This window comes from Luteibacter sp. UNC138MFCol5.1, from assembly GCF_900110505.1.
Taxonomy (GTDB): domain Bacteria; phylum Pseudomonadota; class Gammaproteobacteria; order Xanthomonadales; family Rhodanobacteraceae; genus Luteibacter.
The window spans coordinates 57,992-76,474 of the sequence record NZ_FODZ01000002.1 but is presented as its reverse complement, the minus strand read 5'-3'; the positions used below and the strand labels follow the sequence as shown (position 1 = coordinate 76,474).

18 protein-coding genes are annotated in these 18,483 nt (G+C 68.7%); 14 read left to right on the top strand and 4 right to left on the bottom strand.

Translation table 11 applies throughout. The features are described 5' to 3' along the window. Positions 1-33: 33 nt before the first annotated feature. Both BMY69_RS19240 and BMY69_RS04765 read left to right on the top strand, forming a co-directional pair. A complete protein-coding gene (locus BMY69_RS19240) occupies positions 34-246 on the top strand; it encodes a hypothetical protein (protein ID WP_143070386.1) in 213 nt (70 codons plus the stop codon). Between the two features lie 28 nt (positions 247-274). Beyond that, on the top strand, positions 275-862 hold the full coding sequence (locus BMY69_RS04765) for a DNA-binding protein (protein WP_090175711.1): 588 nt from the start codon (positions 275-277) through the stop codon (positions 860-862). A 52-nt stretch (positions 863-914) separates the two neighbouring features. Here BMY69_RS04765 and BMY69_RS19540 read toward each other — a convergent pair whose 3' ends face one another. Beyond that, positions 915-1,073, bottom strand: a complete 159-nt coding sequence (locus tag BMY69_RS19540) for a hypothetical protein (protein WP_177191077.1) — start codon at positions 1,071-1,073, stop codon at positions 915-917. Positions 1,074-1,594: 521 nt separating this feature from the next. On the opposite strand from BMY69_RS19540, the gene BMY69_RS04760 reads away from it, so the two are divergent. The 8 genes from BMY69_RS04760 to BMY69_RS04725 all read left to right on the top strand — a co-directional run bounded on the left by BMY69_RS04760 (position 1,595) and on the right by BMY69_RS04725 (position 7,554). Next, on the top strand, positions 1,595-2,707 hold the full coding sequence (locus tag BMY69_RS04760; protein WP_090175710.1) for an S-(hydroxymethyl)glutathione dehydrogenase/class III alcohol dehydrogenase: 1,113 nt from the start codon (positions 1,595-1,597) through the stop codon (positions 2,705-2,707). Positions 2,708-2,715: 8 nt separating this feature from the next. Next, positions 2,716-3,132: a ketosteroid isomerase-related protein gene (locus BMY69_RS04755; RefSeq protein ID WP_090052971.1), complete on the top strand. Its 417-nt coding sequence runs from the start codon at positions 2,716-2,718 to the stop codon at positions 3,130-3,132. 68 nt (positions 3,133-3,200) lie between these two features. Further along, positions 3,201-4,187 (top strand): MBL fold metallo-hydrolase, encoded by a 987-nt coding sequence (locus BMY69_RS04750; RefSeq protein WP_090175708.1) that lies wholly within the window; start codon positions 3,201-3,203, stop codon positions 4,185-4,187. 33 nt (positions 4,188-4,220) lie between these two features. After that, entirely contained in the window at positions 4,221-4,445 is a 225-nt protein-coding gene (locus BMY69_RS04745; protein WP_090052974.1) for an RNA-binding S4 domain-containing protein, read from the top strand. Between the two features lie 71 nt (positions 4,446-4,516). Continuing rightward, on the top strand, positions 4,517-5,575 hold the full coding sequence (locus BMY69_RS04740; protein WP_090175707.1) for a class I SAM-dependent methyltransferase: 1,059 nt from the start codon (positions 4,517-4,519) through the stop codon (positions 5,573-5,575). Continuing rightward, positions 5,572-6,279, top strand: coding sequence for a pseudouridine synthase (locus BMY69_RS04735; protein WP_090175705.1), 708 nt, complete (start codon positions 5,572-5,574; stop codon positions 6,277-6,279). Before BMY69_RS04740 ends, BMY69_RS04735 begins: the two co-directional genes overlap by 4 nt. 113 nt (positions 6,280-6,392) lie before the next feature. Continuing rightward, positions 6,393-6,923, top strand: coding sequence for a superoxide dismutase family protein (gene sodC, locus BMY69_RS04730; protein WP_090052979.1), 531 nt, complete (start codon positions 6,393-6,395; stop codon positions 6,921-6,923). A 7-nt stretch (positions 6,924-6,930) separates the two neighbouring features. After that, positions 6,931-7,554, top strand: a complete 624-nt coding sequence (locus BMY69_RS04725) for an alpha-ketoglutarate-dependent dioxygenase AlkB (protein ID WP_090175704.1) — start codon at positions 6,931-6,933, stop codon at positions 7,552-7,554. An 8-nt stretch (positions 7,555-7,562) separates the two neighbouring features. Here BMY69_RS04725 and BMY69_RS04720 read toward each other — a convergent pair whose 3' ends face one another. The 3 genes from BMY69_RS04720 to BMY69_RS04710 all read right to left on the bottom strand — a co-directional run bounded on the left by BMY69_RS04720 (position 7,563) and on the right by BMY69_RS04710 (position 10,695). Then, positions 7,563-8,621, bottom strand: a complete 1,059-nt coding sequence (locus BMY69_RS04720) for a GGDEF domain-containing protein (protein WP_090175702.1) — start codon at positions 8,619-8,621, stop codon at positions 7,563-7,565. Between the two features lie 236 nt (positions 8,622-8,857). After that, entirely contained in the window at positions 8,858-9,787 is a 930-nt protein-coding gene (locus tag BMY69_RS04715; protein WP_090175701.1) for an oxygenase MpaB family protein, read from the bottom strand. A gap of 2 nt (positions 9,788-9,789) precedes the next feature. Further along, the gene (locus BMY69_RS04710; RefSeq protein ID WP_090175699.1) at positions 9,790-10,695 is read right to left on the bottom strand and encodes a CorA family divalent cation transporter; all 906 of its coding nucleotides are present in this window, start codon (positions 10,693-10,695) and stop codon (positions 9,790-9,792) included. A gap of 207 nt (positions 10,696-10,902) precedes the next feature. On the opposite strand from BMY69_RS04710, the gene BMY69_RS04705 reads away from it, so the two are divergent. From BMY69_RS04705 to BMY69_RS04690, 4 genes are all read left to right on the top strand, one after another. Further along, a complete protein-coding gene (locus BMY69_RS04705; protein WP_090175697.1) occupies positions 10,903-11,193 on the top strand; it encodes a GNAT family N-acetyltransferase in 291 nt (96 codons plus the stop codon). A 193-nt stretch (positions 11,194-11,386) separates the two neighbouring features. Next, positions 11,387-13,441, top strand: a complete 2,055-nt coding sequence (locus tag BMY69_RS04700; RefSeq protein WP_090175695.1) for an alpha/beta hydrolase family protein — start codon at positions 11,387-11,389, stop codon at positions 13,439-13,441. 295 nt (positions 13,442-13,736) lie between these two features. After that, positions 13,737-15,284, top strand: coding sequence for a putative bifunctional diguanylate cyclase/phosphodiesterase (locus BMY69_RS04695; protein ID WP_090175693.1), 1,548 nt, complete (start codon positions 13,737-13,739; stop codon positions 15,282-15,284). A 73-nt stretch (positions 15,285-15,357) separates the two neighbouring features. Next, a complete protein-coding gene (locus BMY69_RS04690; RefSeq protein WP_255364463.1) occupies positions 15,358-18,381 on the top strand; it encodes a ligand-binding sensor domain-containing protein in 3,024 nt (1,007 codons plus the stop codon). Positions 18,382-18,483: the final 102 nt, after the last annotated feature.

The following is an 18,483-nucleotide window of genomic DNA, read 5'->3' as shown; positions in this document are numbered from 1 at the left end:
TCATCGCCGACGACACCTACGGCGACCCACGCGATGCAAAGCCCGCTCGTACCCGAGACACCCGGCCGCTCGCCGGTGATTCCCGACGAAACCCCGACGCGGCCGCGGCCCGAGATGCCCGGCGAGAATCCGTCCATCGACCGGCCCCAGGACCGTCCGGCCCACCCGGATACGCCGGAAGACGACGGCACGCCGCCGGCCGAGGCGCCCGAGGCGCCCGAGGCGCTCGCGATCCGCATTCCCTGAGTCCACCGGCACGGAGGAGAACGAAACCATGCCTGAGAAGAAAACCACCGCCAGGGCACGCAAGGACAAGCGCGAAGGAAAGTCGGCCTCGACGCAGGCCGGCGAGTACGTGCGCGAGGAAATCGAGCATGTGCGCGAAGGCAAGCATGGCGCGCGCTCGGCGAAGCAGGCGATCGCCATCGGCCTCTCGAAGGCCAGGCGCGACGGCGTGAAGGCGAAGCCGTCGAAGACGGCCAGCAAGGCCACAAAGAAGAAGGCGACCCAGGATTCGCGCGCCGCGACAAAGAAGGCCACGGGCAAGAAGGCGACGGCGAAGAAATCCGCGGGCCGCAAGACCGCCACGAAGAAAACGGCTGCACGGAAAGCGACGGCCAAACGGGCCACGGGGAAGAAGTCGGCCACGCGTTCGCAGGCGAGCACCCGCGCGCTCAAGCGGGAAGGGAGTTCGTCGGTCTCGAAGCGTGCCCTTTCGGCGCAGGGACGGAAGAGCGCGGCGAAGCGCACGGCCTCCAGCCGGTCGGCCGCGGCGAAGAAGGCGGCACGGACGAAGGGTGCGTCGGTGAGGAAGACCGCCGCCCGGAAGGCGGCTAAAACAAGGGCGCGCAGGGCGTCCTGACAACGAAAGGCCCGCCGTCAGGCGGGCCTTCGGTGCGCGAGGTCGGTCTGGTTCAGACCGCGTCGCCGCTCAGACGGCTGGCGACTTCGCCCAGCCAGTCGTAGCCATCCATCTCGCCGCCGAAGAGGTCGAAACCGCTGTTGGCTTCGGCACGGTTGCCGGTAGCCAGTTCGTAGGTCGAGATGCCGAATTCGTTACGCAGTTCGTTCATGGTCGTTTCTCCCAGTCGCAATGACCGGTTGCATCGATTCTCTGGCGCCAGCGCCGCCGGTCTCTGGCGTGGCGTGGACCTTACGCCGTCGGGATCTTCCAAGAAAGATGCGCCGCGGATCTGGTCCGTTTCGTTTGGTGAACAATCGGTTCGTTAGTCTTTCGTCACGCCGTCACAGGGCCGAATTTCTGAACTACCGAGTTTCGTTAAGCCCTTTTGTATGGGCGCCCCGTGGCTTTACAAGGCCTCGCGAGGAACAAAAGGTTTGACAGCGGTTGTAAGCAAAAGGTTCAAAGAAATTCCCGATCGGCGTGATCGGTGTCCTCGATCGGATCCTTACCGTGGGCTTTCGTTCGCCGCTTGGGGGGTATCCGTTAACCCTAGTTTAACTCAACTGGGTCGGTTTCGCCAATGCGCGGCCGTATGGGCCCTTCGCCCCACCGGCGCGCGTCGATAGAATCGACGGTCCGGCCGGTCTTCTGACCGGCGTCGCCACTCCTCTCGTCCAAGGAAAAACCACCATGAAGTCTCGTGCCGCCGTCGCCTGGGAAGCCGGAAAGCCGCTGTCGATCGAAGAGATCGACGTCCAGGGACCGAAGGCCGGCGAGGTGCTGGTCCGCATCGTCGCGACCGGCGTGTGCCATACCGACCTGTTCACGCTGTCGGGCGCCGACCCGGAGGGCGCGTTCCCGGTCATCCTCGGGCACGAGGGCGGCGGCGTCGTCGAGGAGGTGGGCGAGGGCGTCACCACGCTCAAACCGGGCGACCACGTCATTCCCCTGTACACGCCCGAATGCGGCGAGTGCAGCTTCTGCCGCTCGGGCAAGACCAACCTTTGCCAGAAGATCCGCGTGACCCAGGGCAAGGGCCTGATGCCGGACGGGACGTCCCGGTTCTCGCAGGGCGGCCGGCAGCTCCTCCACTACATGGGCACCAGCACCTTCAGCGAGTACACCGTGCTTCCGGAGATTTCGCTGGCGAAGATCGACAAGGCGGCCCCGCTGGACAAGGTCTGCCTGCTGGGCTGCGGTATCACGACCGGCATCGGCGCCGTGCTCAATACCGCGAAGGTCGAGCCGGGGTCGACGGTCGCCGTCTTCGGCATGGGCGGCATCGGCCTGTCCGTGGTGCAGGGCGCCGTGATGGCGAAGGCCTCCCGCATCATCGTCGTGGACACCAACCCGTCCAAGTTCGAGATGGCGAAGATGCTCGGCGCGACCGACTTCGTGAACCCGCGCGATTACCCGGACACCCCGATCCAGCAGGTCATCGTCGACCTCACGGATGGCGGCGTCGACTACTCGTTCGAGTGCATCGGCAACGTGGACGTGATGCGTGCCGCGCTCGAGTGCTGCCACAAGGGCTGGGGCGAGTCGATCATCATCGGCGTGGCCGGCGCGGGGCAGGAGATCCGCACGCGTCCGTTCCAGTTGGTGACGGGCCGCGTCTGGCGCGGTTCGGCCTTCGGCGGCGTGAAGGGCCGCAGCGAGCTGCCCGGCTACGTCGACCGCTACATGGGTGGCGAGATCAAGATCGACCCGATGATCACGTATACGATGGGGCTGGACGACATCAACCGCGCCTTCGACCTCATGCACGAGGGCAAGGCCATCCGCTCCGTCATCATCTATTGAGCCCTTCGATGAACGAAACGATCGACCTGATCCGCCGTTACTACGACGCCTTCAACCGCGGCGACTGGGCGGGCATGCTGGCGCTGCTCGACGAGCACGTGGCGCACGACATCAACCAAGGCGGCCGGGAAACCGGTCGCGACCGCTTCGGCGCGTTCCTGCAGCGCATGAACGTGAGCTACAGCGAGCAGCTGAGGAACATCGTCGTCATGGCGAACGCGGACGGCACCCGCGCCGCCGCCGAGTACGTCGTGCACGGCGAGTACAAGGCCACCGACGAGGGTCTTCCGCTCGCCCAGGGCCAGTCGTACGTGCTACCGGGCGGCGCGTTCTTCGACGTGGCCGGCGGTCGCATCACGCGCATCAGCAACTACTACAACCTCGAGGACTGGCTGGCGCAGGTGCGTCGCGTCGAAGTGGACTGACGCCTTGAACGCCGGGATGGCGGGCCGCAGGTCTGATGATTCCGACCCGTCATCCACAAAGGCGTCGAATGGCCTGGACCAATCCGCACTACGATCCGTCGAAGCCGCACCATACCCCGGAAGGGTTCCGTAATCCCGAGCCGGAAACGCGGGGGCAGGGGGATCTCCAGCGCTGGCGGCGCGAGCGCAAGGAGCAGCGCCTCCCCCGTGCGCCGGAGGAAGGCTACGAGGCGTTCTCGCGTCGCTGGTGGCAACGCGCCACGTTCGACGGCGCGGCCGACGCGGCATGGTGGCTCGGCCATGCGACGATGCTGGTGAGCCACGGCGGTGTCACGGTGCTGACCGATCCCGTCCTCGGCCGTCGCGCCTCTCCGCTTTCTTTCGCAGGCCCCCAGCGGCGGACCGCGGCGCCCGTGGACGTGGCGGGGCTGCCGCCCATCGACGTCGTGGCGCTCTCGCACAATCACTACGATCACCTCGACGCCGCGAGCGTGCGAGCGCTTGCCCGCCGCTTCCCGCAGGCGGTGTTCCTCGTGCCGCTCGGCCTGAAGCGCTGGTTCGCGCGGCGTGGCATAGAGAACGTCCGGGAACTCGACTGGTGGGACAGCACCGACGTCGGCGGCGCCACGTTCACGTTCGTTCCGGCGCGTCACTGGAGCGCGCGCACGCTGTGGAACCGCAACCGTTCGTTGTGGGGCGGGTGGGTGATGGCGCGGGACGGGTTCCGCTTCTGGTTCGCTGGCGACACCGGCTACTCGGAACGGCTCGCCGAGATCGGCGAGCGCATGGGGCCCATTGACCTCGCGGCGCTGCCGATCGGCGCCTACGCGCCGCGCTGGTTCATGCGCGCGCAGCATGTCGACCCGGCGGAGGCCGTGCAGCTGCATCGCGAGGTCGGCGTACGGCGCTCCATCGCGATCCACTGGGGCGCCTTCGAGCTGGCCGACGACGCGCTGGACGAGCCGCCGCGGCTGCTCGGCGAGGCGCTGGACGCGGCGGGCCTGTCGCGCGACGAATTCCTGCTGCTCAACATCGGCGGCCGAATTGCGCTCTAATGACGCCCTTCCTCTCCTCCGGTTTCCCCGCCCATGCCGTTCCATGAATTCCGCCTCGAGGGCGACTACGTCGAGCTGAACCTGCTGCTGAAGCTCACCGGCATCGCGTCGAGCGGCGGCGAGGGTAAGCATCTGGTCGCCGACGGCCTGGTTTCCGTCGACGGCGCCGTCGAGCTGCGCAAGACGTACAAGGTGCGCGCGGGGCAGGTGGTCACGATCGGCGACGAGGAAATCAGCGTGCTGCCCGAGCAGGATTGATCGGCGCGGCGGCTCGTCCGCGATGGTTTCGCTAGAATAGCGGGCTTCCCGATACCCCGAGGTTCGCCGCGTTGTCCGCCGGTACCGCTTCCGATGACGCGCTCGACGCGCTGTTCGTACCGTTCGCCACCGGCGATCTCGCCTGGCCGGCGGACGGCGGCGTGCTGATCCTGCGCGCGCGCGACGGCTTCGCCTTGCGCGAAGCGCGCCGCCCGGGATGGACGCTGCAGCAGTCGTTCCTGCCGGCGGCGGATGCGCTCGAGCGCTCGGGCTTTACTACCACGGCGGAGATCCCCGAAGGCCGCTTCCGCCTCGTGATGGTCCTGCCTACGCGGCAGCGTGAGGAGTCGCGCGCGCTGTTCGCGCAGGCGATGGCGCACGTCGATGCGAAGGGCATCGTCGTCGCCAGCGTGCCGAACGCCGAAGGCGCGAAGACGGCAGAAGCCGACCTCGCCCTGCTGGCCGGCGACGTGACGGATCTCTCCAAGCACAAGTGCCGCGTGTTCTGGACGCGGCCCGGCGCGACGCCCGATCCGGCGCTGCTCGAACGCTGGCTGGCGCTGGACGAGCCGTTGCCGATTGACGAGGGTCGCTTCGTCGGTCGCCGCGGCCTGTTCGCCTGGGACCGGGTCGATCGCGCCTCGGCGCTCCTGACGAGCGTACTGCCGGACGATCTCGCCGGCAGGGCGGCGGACCTCGGTGCCGGATTCGGCTACCTCGCGTGCACGCTCGTCGAACGCTGCGCCGGCATCGCCGCGGTCGATCTCTACGAGGCCGAAGCGCGTGCCCTCGGGCCGGCACGCACGAACATCGCGGCGTCGGTCGCGAGGACGGGCCGGGGCATCGCGACATCCGTGCGCTGGCACGACGTGACGCGGGGCATCGACACCGGCTACGACGTGATCGTCTCCAATCCACCGTTCCACCAGGGACGCGCCGACGATCCGGCGCTCGGCCGCGCGTTCATCGCCGCCGCCGCGAAGGCTCTGACGGCGCGCGGCCGGTTCTGGATGGTGGCCAATCGTCATCTCGCCTACGAAGCGACGCTCGACGCGTGCTTCGCCAGCGTGCGCACCGTGATCGAAAAGGACGGCTTCAAGGTCGTCGAAGCAAGGGAACCCCGCCGATGAAACTCGTACGCCTCCTCGCGAACCTCGGCTATGGCAGCCGTCGTCAGGTCGCGGACATGTTCCGCGAGGGAGCGGTCACCGACGCGACCGGCGAGGTGCTTTATGCCGACGACAAGCGGGAGCACGCCGACGTACGCGTCGACGGCATGCCGCTCGATCCGCCGCAGGGCATGCTCCTGATGCTGCACAAGCCCGTGGGCTACACGTGCTCGCGCAAGGATGCCGGCCGGCTGGTGTACGAACTCCTGCCGCCGCGTTTCTCCGCGCGCAATCCGGTGCTCTCGACCGTGGGACGCCTCGATCGCGACACGTCCGGCCTCCTGCTGTTCACCGACGACGGCCAGCTTCTGCACCGGATCATCTCGCCGAAAGCCTCGGTGTCGAAGGTCTATGAGGCGACGCTCGCGAACGACCTGCGCGGCGACGAAGGCGCGACGTTCGCCGCCGGCACGCTGATGCTCGACGGCGAGACGGATCCGCTGGAGCCCGCGCGCCTCGACGTGCTCGGCCCGCGCCGCGCGCGCCTGACGCTCACGGAGGGTCGCTACCATCAGGTCCGCCGCATGTTCGCCGCGGTCGGCAACCACGTGGAGACCCTCGAGCGCGTGGCGGTGGGCGGTCTGTCCCTCGACGGCCTCCCGGCCGGCGAATGGCGCCTGCTCGACGCCGACGACACGTCCCGCATCTTCCAGCCGCCGGGCTGAGTCGCGCATCGACAGGGCGCGCGCTTCCGCACCGTGCGCCGCTTTTGTTATGGACGCCTCGTGCACACCCGATGCAGTATCGGGAAGTCTTTCGACCCCAAGGAGTGTGCAAGATGAAACGAATCGCCGTTGCCCTGGCCGGGCTCGTGGTCTGCGTCGCCGCCCAGGCCGCCGAAAAGAGCGTGGTCGTCCCCCTGACGCTCGTCACCGCCGACGGTGCGGGCGCCTCCGTCGGCAAGGTCACGGTCACCGAGAGCGCCGGTGGCCTCGTCTTCACGCCCGACCTGAAGGGCCTGCCGCCCGGCGAGCATGGCTTCCACCTGCACGAGAAGCCGAGCTGCGCGCCGGGCGAGAAGGACGGCAAGAAGGGCGCGGCGCTCGCCGCCGGCGGCCATTACGACCCGAACAAGACGGGCAAGCACGAAGGCCCGGACTCGACCGCCGGCCACGAGGGCGACCTGCCGAAGATCACCGTGGGTGCCGACGGCACGGATACGACCGCCGTCACCGCGCCGAACCTGAAGTCGCTCGCCACGCTCAAGGGCCACGCGCTGATGATCCACGCGGGCGGCGACAATTACTCCGACAAGCCCGAAGCCCTCGGCGGCGGCGGTGCCCGCATCGCCTGCGGCGTCGTCAAGTAAGGAAGCCATGTCGCAAGATGGGCTCTTCGCCTCCGGACCGCTCGTGATCGTCGACGACGAGCACGGGCGGTTCGCGTACGAGCCCGGCGTCGTCCCGCCCGGGCAGGCCGCGGACTGGTTCGCGTCGTTGCAGGCGGAGATTCCCTGGGAGGCGCAGCGCCGGGCCATGTACGGACGCGACGTCGCCGTGCCGCGTCTGGTGCAGCACTACGCGCTGGACGAGGCCGGCCTTCCTTCGGCGATCGCGGAAGCCGCCGCCATCGTCATCGCGCGCAGCGGCATCGCGTACACGTCGGTCGGGCTGAACCTGTATCGCGACGGACAGGACAGCGTGGCGCCGCACAACGATCACATCGAGGAGCTGGTCGAGGGCGCGCCGATCGCGCTGCTGTCGCTCGGCGCCACGCGCCGCATGACCCTGCGCGAGCGCGAGCCGCCGAAGCGGCGTTTCGACCTCGACATGGAAGCCGGCAGCCTGCTGACGATGAGCTACGCCACGCAGTTCCACTACGACCACGGCATCCCGAAGACGCGGACGACGGTCGGGCCCCGCATCAGCCTGGCCTTCCGCGTCCGCCCGGGCGGCAAGGCCGGCGGGCGCCGCTACGTGACGCATCGCCAGCCCGCCTGAGGCCGCACTCAGAACAGGTCGATGCTGCCCAGCGCCACCGGAGCGCTCAGTTCGCCGAGCGCCGCGAGCGTTTCGTATCCGTGCACGCTGTCGCGACCGTGCTGCTTGGCGAAGTACAGCGCCTTGTCCGCGCGATCGAGCACGATCTCCGGGTAGTCGTGCTCCGTGATGCGGGCATAGCCCACGCTGACGGTCACGTGTCCGACCTGCGGATAGGCGTGGGCGCCGACGAACGTCCGGAAGCGGTCCAGGACGTCGTGAACCTCCGCGTCGTCCTGCGCGGCGAGCAGCACGACGAACTCCTCGCCGCCGAAGCGGAACAGCACGTCGCTGGAGCGGAAGCACGCGCGCATCTGCTGCGCGAGCATCAGGATCACCTCGTCCCCATACACGTGGCCGTAGGTGTCGTTGATGCGCTTGAAGTGGTCGATGTCGAGGATGGCGAGGTAGAGCTGCGATACCCGGTCACCCGGCACGCCGTCGTCGGATGGGCCCCGCGCGCGCTGGCGCTGGAGCTTCAGCAGCCGCTGCAGGCGCTGCTCGAAACTGCGGCGGTTGTACAGGCCGGTGAGCTTGTCGCGCTCGCTGTCGTTGAGCAGGGCGATGTAGTTGCCATAGATGCGCGCGAACCCCTCGACCATCGTGCGGACGTGGTCGAGCGCATCTTCGGATTCGAGCATCAGCGCGCCGATGGCCGCGTTGTCGCGCTGGATCGGTATGACGAGCCGGCTGATGCCGTCGTCGGTGACGTCGCTGATCGCCTCGAGCATCTCCATCGCGCACACGATGGTATCGATGGGATCGCCCTCGCGGATGGGATCGATCGCTTCGACCACGAACGCGCCGTCCGGCTTGCGCGAGCACACCACGATCGACTCGACGGGGTGGTTCATGGCGTCGCCGCGCTTGCACAACGTCACGCTGTTGACGGAGACGAGTTCGGCGAGCGAGAGGACCACGCTATGGTCCAGCGCGTCGATGTCCCGGTGGTGCGTGAACTCCGCGACGGACGCGAGCAGGCGCGACTCCGGCATCACGCCGGCAAGGGCATGCCAGGGCGCTCTCATGTCGGGAGCGTTCCCAGGCTGACGATGTGACTGACGTTACGGATTCGCACTTACCACCTCCCCCGAAGTCGGGCCGGATCGCGCCCCGGTGTGCATGTCTGCCGAACCCCGACTGGCATGTCCCCAGCAAGTAATTACGGCGGTCCAGCCGGAAACTTTAGGGGAAAACCGGGTCGGATGTAAGGAAATGTGAAGGAGGTCGCAGTCGGTGGTCTTAACAAACGTGAACGGGTGCGTTAAAGGGCGGCCGGCCAGCGGTCGAGAATTCCGGGATCGACGCCGACCCTGCGGCACGAGCGCGAGGCGACGCCTTCGGTGAGCGCGGCGCGGAACAGGGGCGCCATGCGGCGTAGCGCCGCCGATGCCAGCCGCGCCTTGCGGAGGTCGCGCTCCGACCGGCCGAGAAGCTCGTTCGCCCAGGGCGGCAACAACGCGGCGCCGGCGTGCAGGAAGACGTCGCGGGAAAGCCCCGCCAGGGGTACCGGCAGGTCGAGGCGCGCCAGGACGTCGAGCACGACGCGCGAGCGTTCGCCGTAGACGAGCGTCGGCCGGACATGGTCGATGTACGCGTCCAGGGCCGCCACGGAACCCGGCACGTCGCGCGCGCCGAGTGCCTCGGCCACGCGGCGCGTCTCGTCCAGATACGCATCGGCGACGCGGGCGGGGACGTCTAGCGGACCATACGCCCGATATCCCGCGAGGAAGCTCGACATCTCGCTGACGTGGACCCAGGTGAGCAGGTCGGGGTCGTCGGCTGCGTAGGGCACGCCGGCTTCGTCGCTCCCGCGGACCCGCGCGTGGATGCGCCGCACGAGCTCGATCATCCCTTGCGCGGCGGCGGTGGGAGCATACGTGGTGCCGCCGACGAAGGCGGTGGTCCGTCGCAGCCGGCCGACGAGGTCCTCGCGGAAGTTGGAATGATCCCAGACGCCGGCCAGTGCACGCGGATGCAGCGTCTGCAGGTAGAGCGCGCACAGGCCGCCCGCCAGCATGCCGCAGAAGTCGGCATGCACGCGCCAGGTGACGCTGGAGGGACCGAACAGGCCGGGATCGCCCGCGGGATGGTCGTAGTCGATGGCGCCGGTCTGCGGACGCGGGAACGCCGAAAGCACCCAGCGACGGATGGGGCCCGCGGCCGGTCGAAGGAGATGGCCGAACGCTCCCATGGTCAGTCGCCCGACAGCCAGCCCCGCCATTTGAAGAACAGCACGGGCAGCAGGATGCTCAGCGCGATGGCGCCGAGCGCGAGCGGGTAGCCGAACGTCCAGTCGAGCTCGGGCATCCGCTTGAAGTTCATGCCCCAGATGCCCGCGAGGATCACGGGAGGAATCGTCGCCACCGAGGTGACGGTGAGCACCTTCATCACGTGGTTCTGGTCGGTGCTGATGAAGCCCAGGCTGGCGTCGAGCAGGAACTGCAGCTTGTTCGTCAGCTGGTCGTCGAACTCGTCGAGCGTGCGCAGGTCGTGGTCGACGACGCGCAGCCGCAGCTCCACCTCGTCGGGCATCCAGTCGGGTTTCTTCGCGCGCACGAACGAGACGATGCGCTGCACGCCCAGCATCGACGAGCGGTTGCGCGCCTGCTCGCCCTCGAGGCGGCCGACCTCGAGCATGCAGTTGCGCAGCGCCGGCGTGCCGATGCGTTCGCGGGTGAAGATGCGGTCGGAAAGCTTCTTCAGGTCGGCCGAGACGTCTTCCATCCGCTTGGCGGCGAGGTTCACGATGGCTTCGATGAGCGTCGCCAGGACGTCCGCGCTGGATTCCCAGCGGTGCACGTTGCAGCTTTCGTTCGCGAGATCGAAGGCGGGGGAGGGCGCGAAGCGCAGCGTCATCAGCACGCGGTCCGTCACCACGATGCCGACCGGCGCCGCCTTGTGCCCGTTCGCGCTGTCCGCGAAATAGGGGATGGACAGGTACATCGCGTCGTCGTCGGTGCGGATGCGGCTCGACAGCGCCAGGTTGTCCACATCGCCGCGCTCCGGGATGCGGAGGCCGGTGATCTGGGCGGCGCAGGCACGCTCGTCCTGCGACGGATCGAACAGATCGATCCAGATCGGCTTATCGGGCCGTCCCATGCCCGGCTTCCATGGCGCGGGCGGCCCGCTCTGTCCTTGCTCGTGGATGGTCAGCACGTGCGGTCGTGGCCTCGCGGTTCGCAGGAAATCACCGGCCGCGGGGCCGGAACGTACGGCAGTTTACGCCCGCGGCGTTTGCGCCACGTGGATGGCGTCGGCCGCCGGAGACGCGCATGCTTGGCACATGACCCCATGCCGGAGAGAACGATGAGCGACGTGGCCAAACCGCTGGAAATCATCCACGACGAGGCGAACCAGGTGTTCAGGGCGGTCGTCGATGGCTACGAGTGCGAGGTGGGATACCGGCTGCAGGACAAGACGATGGTGATCACCCATACGGGCGTTCCCTCGCCGGTCGGGGGCCGCGGCATCGCCGCGCTGCTGACGAAGTTCGCGGTGCAGACCGCCGAGGCGAAGCACTGGAAGATCACGCCCGCGTGCAGCTATGCCGCGACGTGGTTCCGGCGCAATCCCGAGTACGCGCACTTGTTGGCCTGAGCCAGCACATGGTCGATCGCGTCACGGGGCGGTAGGAGCGCGCCCTGCGCGCGACATCTTTTCGCGCGGCCGGCAAGCTGCGGCGCCAGCTCGTGGTCTGTCATCGAAAGATGTCGCGCGCAGGGCGCGCTCCTACATCCTCGTTCAGGTACGTGTTAGGTTTTGGGTTTCCATCAGAGACCGGGACCCATCGATGCGTACCAAGTGGATCGTCGCCGCCGTCGCGCTGGCATGCGCGGGCGTGGCCCAGGCCGACACACCGGCGAAGACCGAGGAAGACCCGCGGATCGCCGCGATCCTCGAATCGCTCGGCAAGGTTCGCAGCATCGGCTCCGTCTCCCTCTCGCCCGACGCGAAGCACCTCGCCTGGACGGTGAAGACCAACGGCAAGCCCGTGCTCGAAATGGCCGATGCCGACGGACGCAACGCCCGTCGCGTCACCGCCAGCAAGGGCTGCAGCGAGACCGGCGCCGTCTGGGCGCCCGATTCGCGGCACCTCGCGTTCCTCTCCGACTGCGCCGGCAAGGCGCCCGGCGTGGAAGAGGGCAGGCAGAACGACATCCATGTCGCCGACATCGCGGGCAAGGCGCCCCCGCAACGCATCACGCACCTCACGGGCTACGTCGACGGGGTCGAGTGGCGTCCGGACGGCAAGGCGCTCGGGTTCCTCTACGTGCCGAACGCGACCCGCCGCGCGAGCGCCACGGCAGCCGCGAAGCCGCAGCTGGGCGAGATCGGCGTCGAAGGCATCGAAGTTCAGCAGGTGGCCACGGTCGACGTCGGCGGCGGGGCCGTGCGCACGCTGACGCCGGCGGGGCTGCACGTCTACGAATTCGCCTTCTCCGGCGACGGCGGGCGGATCGCGTACGTCGCCGCCGAGCCGCCCGGTGACAACAACTGGTGGATCGCGAAGCTGTACGTCCAGCCGGCGACCGCCAATGGGAAGCCGACGGCGATCGTTGACACCACGGCGTTGACCGGTCCCCTGAAGAACCTGCAGGTCGCGGTGCCGCGCTTCTCGCCAGATGGATCACGCATCGCGTTCATCGGCGGCCTGATGAGCGACCAGGGCTCCACCGGTGGCGACATCTGGACGGTACCTGCCGCCGGTGGCGCCGCGCCGGTCGACGTCACGCCGGGCATCCGGACGACGCCGGCGTGGCTCGCCTGGACGGCGGCGGATCGCCTGATCGTCGGCGAACACGCGGCGGGCGCCAGCCGGGTCTCGCGTTACGACCTGCCGGCGAGCGGCGCCGCGACCGCCACGACGCTCTTCGAGGTGCCGATGACGATCGGTGACGGCCGCCTGTCGATGTCGCTCTCGTTGAGCGCCGACGGGGCGAAGGCGGCGTTCGCCGCCAGCTCATTCGATAAGGCGAACGAGGTGCAGGTCGCCGACCTGTCGGGCCAGGCGGCCCCGGCCGCCGTCACGGCGTTCAACGCCGGACTGAAGCCCTCGTGGGGCAAGGCCGAGTCGATCGCGTGGAAGAGCGAGGGGCAGGACGTCCAGGGCTGGCTGCTGTATCCCGCCAACTACGATCCGAAGAAGCGCTACGGGATGATCGTCTCGATCCACGGTGGCCCCGCGGCGGCGGTGACCCCGCGCTGGCCAGGCGTCGGCTACGGCGGCGCCCCGCTGTCGGCGCTGGGGTATTTCGTCTTCATGCCCAACCCGCGCGGCAGCTACGGGCAGGGTGAGGCCTTCGTGCAGGCCAATCGCAAGGATTTCGGCTATGGCGACCTGCGCGACGTGCTGGCCGGCGTCGACGCCATCGAAAAGAACCACCCGGTCGACGATCGCCGTCTCGGCCTCACCGGCTGGAGCTACGGCGGCTTCATGACGATGTTCGGCGTGACGCAGACGCAGCGTTTCCGCGCCGCGGTGGCCGGCGCCGGCATCTCCAACTGGCAGAGCTACTACGGCCAGAACCTGATCGACCAGTGGATGAAGCCTTATTTCGGTGCCTCGGTCTACGACGATCCGGCCGTCTACGCCAAGAGCTCGGCGATCAACTTCATCAAGCAGGTCAGGACGCCGACCCTCGTCGTGGTCGGCGAGCGCGACGCCGAGACTCCGGCGCCGCAGTCGTTCGAGTTCTGGCACGCGCTGCGGGCCCAGGGTGTGCCCACCTCGCTCGTGGTCTACCCCGGCGAGGGCCACGGATTCGCCCGCGATGCCAGCCGCCGCGACGTCCTCGCCCGGGCCCTGGCCTGGTTCGATCGCTACCTCGCGGCGCCAGCACCCTGAAGGACGCAGCCCGGCCGGTCGCCGTTCCGGGACCGGCGCATTGCGTTTTTTCTCGGACGCAGCATCATGCGGGACGGGAGACGGCGTCTCATGAAATGTGAAGACGCCAGCGGAATTCGTCGCATGACCTAAAGTCGAGGGCGGTGATGGCCGATAATCCTGGGGACAAGTGGCATAGCGTCCGGGCCGATCGCAGGCCTGCCGGTGTCGCCCTTGGGCATTTCGTAGAATCCGCGGGTCGGTCGCCATGCGCGCCGGTCGGCAACGTGTCCCGTGATCCGGGCCGGAGCGTGGCGTGCTGACACATCGTAGCGTCGAGAGCGGCTTCATCGCCGCATCGAATTGCGCGCGCGGGTCCCTGTTCGGGGCCGGCGGCGGGTCGGCCTGCACGCCCTTCAGCACGGGCGGGGCCGGGCTGGGGTGGCTCCTCGCCCTGATGGCCGTCTGCGCCCTCGCAGCCGTCGCCATCGGCTGGCTGCTGGGGCAGCGCCGCCGCCTGCATGCCCGCCTCGAGGATCCTCGCGAGCAGGCCAGCCGCGCGCTGGCCTTCCATGCCTACCACGACACCCTGACGGGTCTGCCCAACCGCGCCTTCATCATGCGCGAACTCGAGCAGGCGCTGGCGTCGCCCGACGGCGACTCGCTGGCCGTGATGTTCATCGATCTGGACGGCTTCAAGTCGATCAACGACACGCTCGGCCACGAGGCCGGCGACGTCTTCCTGCGTGCCGTCGCGTCGTCGCTGCGCAGCAGCGTGCGGGCGCGCGACACCGTGTCCCGCTTCGGCGGCGACGAGTTCGTCGTGGTCGTGCAGGCGTACGGCGGCATCGAGAACCTGGTCCGGGTCTGCCGGAAGGTGCTCGATCTGGTCTCGAAACCCGTAAGCGTTTCCGGCCAGCTGGTGGCCGTCAGCCCGAGCATCGGCGTCGCCGTCGCCCCGAAGGACGGCCAGCAGGCGTCGACCCTGATCCGCAACGCCGACGCGGCGATGTACGCGGTGAAGGAAACCGGCAAGGCCGATTTCCGGTTCTACGAAGAAGGGATGCTGGAGCTGGCGCGCGAGCGGCTCGCCCTCACGGTCGATCTGCGCGAGGCGCTGCAGGCCGGCCAGCTCTCGGTCGAGTACCAGCCCAAGCGCAACCTGCGCGACGGTAGCCTTGCCGGCGTCGAAGCGCTGGCACGCTGGCACCACCCCACGCGCGGCGACGTGCCCCCGTCCGTCTTCGTGGCGATCGCCGAGCGTTCGGGCCTGATCCACGCGCTCGGCGAATACGTGCTGCGCTCGGTGCTCAACCAGGTGCTGGCATGGGACGCTTCGGGGACGGTCGTCGACTACGTGGCCATCAACCTTTCGATGCACGAACTGAGCCGGCCGGCGTTCGTCGACACGCTGCATCGCGCGGTGCGCTCCTACGGCGTCGACCCGACCCGTATCCGCTTCGAGCTCACCGAATCCACGGCGATGCGTCAGCCGGAAGAAACCATGCGCCAGCTGGTCAAGCTGCGCTCGCACGGTTTCGACCTCCTGATCGACGACTTCGGCGCCGGCTACTGGAACCTGAGCCACCTGCGCGAGCTGCCCGTCGGCACGATCAAGATCGACCAGTCGTTCGTCCGCGGCAGCACGCTGAACCTTGCCGACCGCGAGATCACCGAGGCCATCGTCGGCCTCGCCAAGAAGCTCAACATGCGCACCATCGCCGAGGGCGTCGAAACCGAGGCGCAGGCGGATTGGCTGCGCGACCTCGGTTGCGACATCGGCCAGGGCTATTTCTTCGCTCGTCCGATGACCGCCGACGCGTTCACGCGGTACCTCGACCCGACCGTGGCCTATGCCGGCTGACCGCCTCACGCGGCCCGCTCGTCCTCCGCGTCATCGAGCATGTCTGGTCGCCCTTCTGGGCTGGCTGTGCTGCGTGTTCGTCGCCACCGCGTCCGCGCAGACGGCCGTGCCGGCGACGTCGCCGGTCGGTGTCGACCCGTGGGCGGTCTACGAGTCGGCCTGGTTCGATACGGTCGGCGTCACGGACGGCCTGCCGCACTCGACCACCACGGCGATCGTGCAGGACTCGCGAGGCCTGATCTGGATCGGCACGTTCGGCGGCCTCGTCCGCTACGACGGCTACCGCATGCAGGTGTTCGGCCAGGAGCCCGACTCCTACGCCGGCGCCGTGCTCCCCGACTCCTACGTGCGGGCGCTGATGCCGCTGCCGGACGGCGGCCTGCTGATCGGCACGAACGCGGGCGGCCTCGTCCGCTTCGATCCCGTATCGATGCGTTTCCATGTCTATCCGATCGGGCCGGGCGGCACCTCCAACGGCAAGATCTTCGCCATCGCCCGGGCGCGTCAGCCAGGCAGCTTCTGGATCGCCACCGAAAGCGGCGTCGACCGGCTGGAGCTCGCCACGGGAAAGATCACCCGCGAGTCGATGCAGGACGGCGACGCGAAGGACATGGTCGCGCGTACCTTCGTGGTCAGCGAGGACAAGACCGGCAACCTCTGGGCCGGCACGGACAACGGGCTCTTCGTCCGTAAGCCGGGTGGCCGTTTCACCCGCGTCCGCTCCACCGATTCCGCCGTCGACGAGATTCTCCACGACCAGGTCTGGGCGCTGTTGCAGGGTAGCCACGAGCGCCTCTGGGTCGGCACCGGGCAGTCGGGCGCGATCTTCATCGACGCCAGCGGGCAGGGGCACCTGGTGCCCGGCTTCTCCGGCAAGAACGGGCTCGCGCGCCGGCGCACGGTGCGGGCCTTCCACGAAACGGCGCAAGGCGTGCTCTGGGCCGCGACCGACGGCGCGGGCGTCGTCACGTACGATTCCGTCACGGGCCAGTTGCGCACGCTGAGCCACGACGCCGCCATGCCGTCGTCGTTGCCGGGCGACATCACGCGCGACATCTTCCAGGACAGCTCGGGCAACATCTGGGTGGCCACCGAACTCGGCGCCGCGCACTACGATCCCAACGGGCGCAAGGTGTTCTCGGTGCTGCCGTCGCCGCTGGAGTCGCACACGCTCTCCAACGCCAACGTGCACGCGGTGTTCGTCGATCCGCGTGGTCGCGTCTGGCTCGGCCTCGGCATGGGCCGCGTCGACGTCCTCGACCTCGCCAAGGGGACCATGCGCCACCTGCAACTGGGCGGTGAGCAGGCCGAGCGCGACGTCCAGGCTTTCGTGGTCGCGCCCGACGGCTCGATCTGGGCCGGCGCGCAGGGCATATCGCGCATCGACCCGGACACGTTCGAGATGCGCAGCTCGATGATCCCGAGCCTCGACGGGCGGCTGATCCTGTCGATGCAGCGCGACGGCGACGACCTGCTCATCGGCGGCTACGACGGTCTGTTCCGCTACGAGACGCGCACGGGCAAGCTGACGCAGATGCGCCACGACGACGCCGACCCGAAGAGCCTGGTCGGCGATCAGGTGCGGCACATCGTGCGCATGCCCGACGCCTGGTGGTTCGCCACGATCAGCGGCATCAGCATCGCGTACGACGGCGAGAAGGGCTTCGTGAACCTGCGCCACGATCCGGCCAATCCGTCGAGCCTTCCGCACGATTACACGGGTTCGATGGCCTTCGATTCGCGCGGCCGCCTGTGGCTCGGCACCTTCGGCGGCATCGCCTACATCGACGACTTCAAGCCGCGTGGGCCGTTCCACTTCGGGGTCATCGGCGCTCGCGATGGCCTGACCAACACCAAGATCAACGCGCTCCTGGTCGATCACGACGACCGCGTGTGGGCATCGATGGCCAATGGCGTGGCGATGGTCGACGCCGCGAGCCACCGCGTCGCGGATCTCGGTATCCGCGACGGCCTGCGCATTCCAAGCTACATCCATCGCGCCGCGGCGGAAGCGCCCGGCGGCGAGCTGATGTTCGGCGGCCTCGGCGGCCTGACCGTCATCCGTCCTTACTGGGAGGCGCCGGTCGCCGGTCCGGCGCGCCTCGCCATCACGCACGTCTCGATCAACGATCGTCCCGTGCCGCTGGACCAGGTGCCGGGAGACGGCGATGCCGTCACGCTCGGGGGCGACGGACGCAACCTGCGCGTCGACTTCGCGCTGCTCGACTTCCGGGCGCCGCTCGAAACGCACTACGCCTATCGCATGGACGAGGCCGACAACGCCTGGAACGCGGTGCCGCGCGGCATCCCGCCCAGCGCCATCTACACGAATCTGCCCAGCGGCACCTACACGTTGCGCCTGCGCGCCACGGTGCGCGGCCTCGACGCGCGCACGGTGGAGACGTCGGTGCGCGTCGTCGTCACGCCGCGCTGGTACGAAAGTCCCTGGACGCTGCTCCTCGGCGTAGCGCTCGGCGTCGCCGTGTTCTTCGGGCTGGTGTCGCTGCGCACGCTCTACCTGCGCCGCCGCGCCGAGCTGTTGCAGGCCCAGGTCGATGCCCGGACCCGCGACCTGAAGACCGCGAACGAGCGCCTCGACCACCTGGCGGGCACGGACGAACTCACCGGCTCGCTCAACCGTCGCCGGTTCCTGGAGCAGGCCGAACGCGTGCGCCAGGGGGCCGCCAACGACGGCATCCCGTTCAGCGTGGTCCTCATCGACATCGACGATTTCAAGGCGGTGAACGACACCTACGGCCATCTGGCGGGCGACACGGTGATCCGCGAGACGATGCGCGTGATCTCCTCGATGTGCCGTGCCGACGACCTCGCGGGCCGGTTCGGCGGCGAGGAATTCATCCTTTGCCTTCCGGGCGCCCTGGCCGAACACGCGCTCGACATCACCGAACGCGCGCGTCACGCGCTCGGCGCCATGGTGATCGTCCACGGCGACTACCGCATCCGCATCACCGTGAGCGCCGGCGTCGCCATGTGGCGCGCACCCGAATCACTGCATTCGCTGCTGGGACGTGCGGACGAGGCGCTGTACCAGGCGAAGAACGAGGGACGCAACCGGAGCCGTATCGCGCGGGTGTGAGGCGCGGTCGCGAAAACCATGCACCGGGGACGTGGATACCGGCGTGCGCCGGTATGACGACAACCGTCGCACCGGCGCACGCCGGTGCCCACGGCGAGGCGA

Bases quoted from the DNA above. Each gene is read 5' to 3' on its own strand.
- BMY69_RS19240 (WP_143070386.1), top strand. From the start codon at position 34: ATGCAAAGCCCGCTCGTACCCGAGACACCCGGCCGCTCGCCGGTGATT.
- BMY69_RS04765 (WP_090175711.1), top strand. From the start codon at position 275: ATGCCTGAGAAGAAAACCACCGCCAGGGCACGCAAGGACAAGCGCGAA.
- BMY69_RS19540 (WP_177191077.1), bottom strand. From the start codon at position 1,073: ATGAACGAACTGCGTAACGAATTCGGCATCTCGACCTACGAACTGGCT.
- BMY69_RS04760 (WP_090175710.1), top strand. From the start codon at position 1,595: ATGAAGTCTCGTGCCGCCGTCGCCTGGGAAGCCGGAAAGCCGCTGTCG.
- BMY69_RS04755 (WP_090052971.1), top strand. From the start codon at position 2,716: ATGAACGAAACGATCGACCTGATCCGCCGTTACTACGACGCCTTCAAC.
- BMY69_RS04750 (WP_090175708.1), top strand. From the start codon at position 3,201: ATGGCCTGGACCAATCCGCACTACGATCCGTCGAAGCCGCACCATACC.
- BMY69_RS04745 (WP_090052974.1), top strand. From the start codon at position 4,221: ATGCCGTTCCATGAATTCCGCCTCGAGGGCGACTACGTCGAGCTGAAC.
- BMY69_RS04735 (WP_090175705.1), top strand. From the start codon at position 5,572: ATGAAACTCGTACGCCTCCTCGCGAACCTCGGCTATGGCAGCCGTCGT.
- sodC (WP_090052979.1), top strand. From the start codon at position 6,393: ATGAAACGAATCGCCGTTGCCCTGGCCGGGCTCGTGGTCTGCGTCGCC.
- BMY69_RS04725 (WP_090175704.1), top strand. From the start codon at position 6,931: ATGTCGCAAGATGGGCTCTTCGCCTCCGGACCGCTCGTGATCGTCGAC.
- BMY69_RS04720 (WP_090175702.1), bottom strand. From the start codon at position 8,621: ATGAGAGCGCCCTGGCATGCCCTTGCCGGCGTGATGCCGGAGTCGCGC.
- BMY69_RS04715 (WP_090175701.1), bottom strand. From the start codon at position 9,787: ATGGGAGCGTTCGGCCATCTCCTTCGACCGGCCGCGGGCCCCATCCGT.
- BMY69_RS04710 (WP_090175699.1), bottom strand. From the start codon at position 10,695: ATGGGACGGCCCGATAAGCCGATCTGGATCGATCTGTTCGATCCGTCG.
- BMY69_RS04705 (WP_090175697.1), top strand. From the start codon at position 10,903: ATGAGCGACGTGGCCAAACCGCTGGAAATCATCCACGACGAGGCGAAC.
- BMY69_RS04700 (WP_090175695.1), top strand. From the start codon at position 11,387: ATGCGTACCAAGTGGATCGTCGCCGCCGTCGCGCTGGCATGCGCGGGC.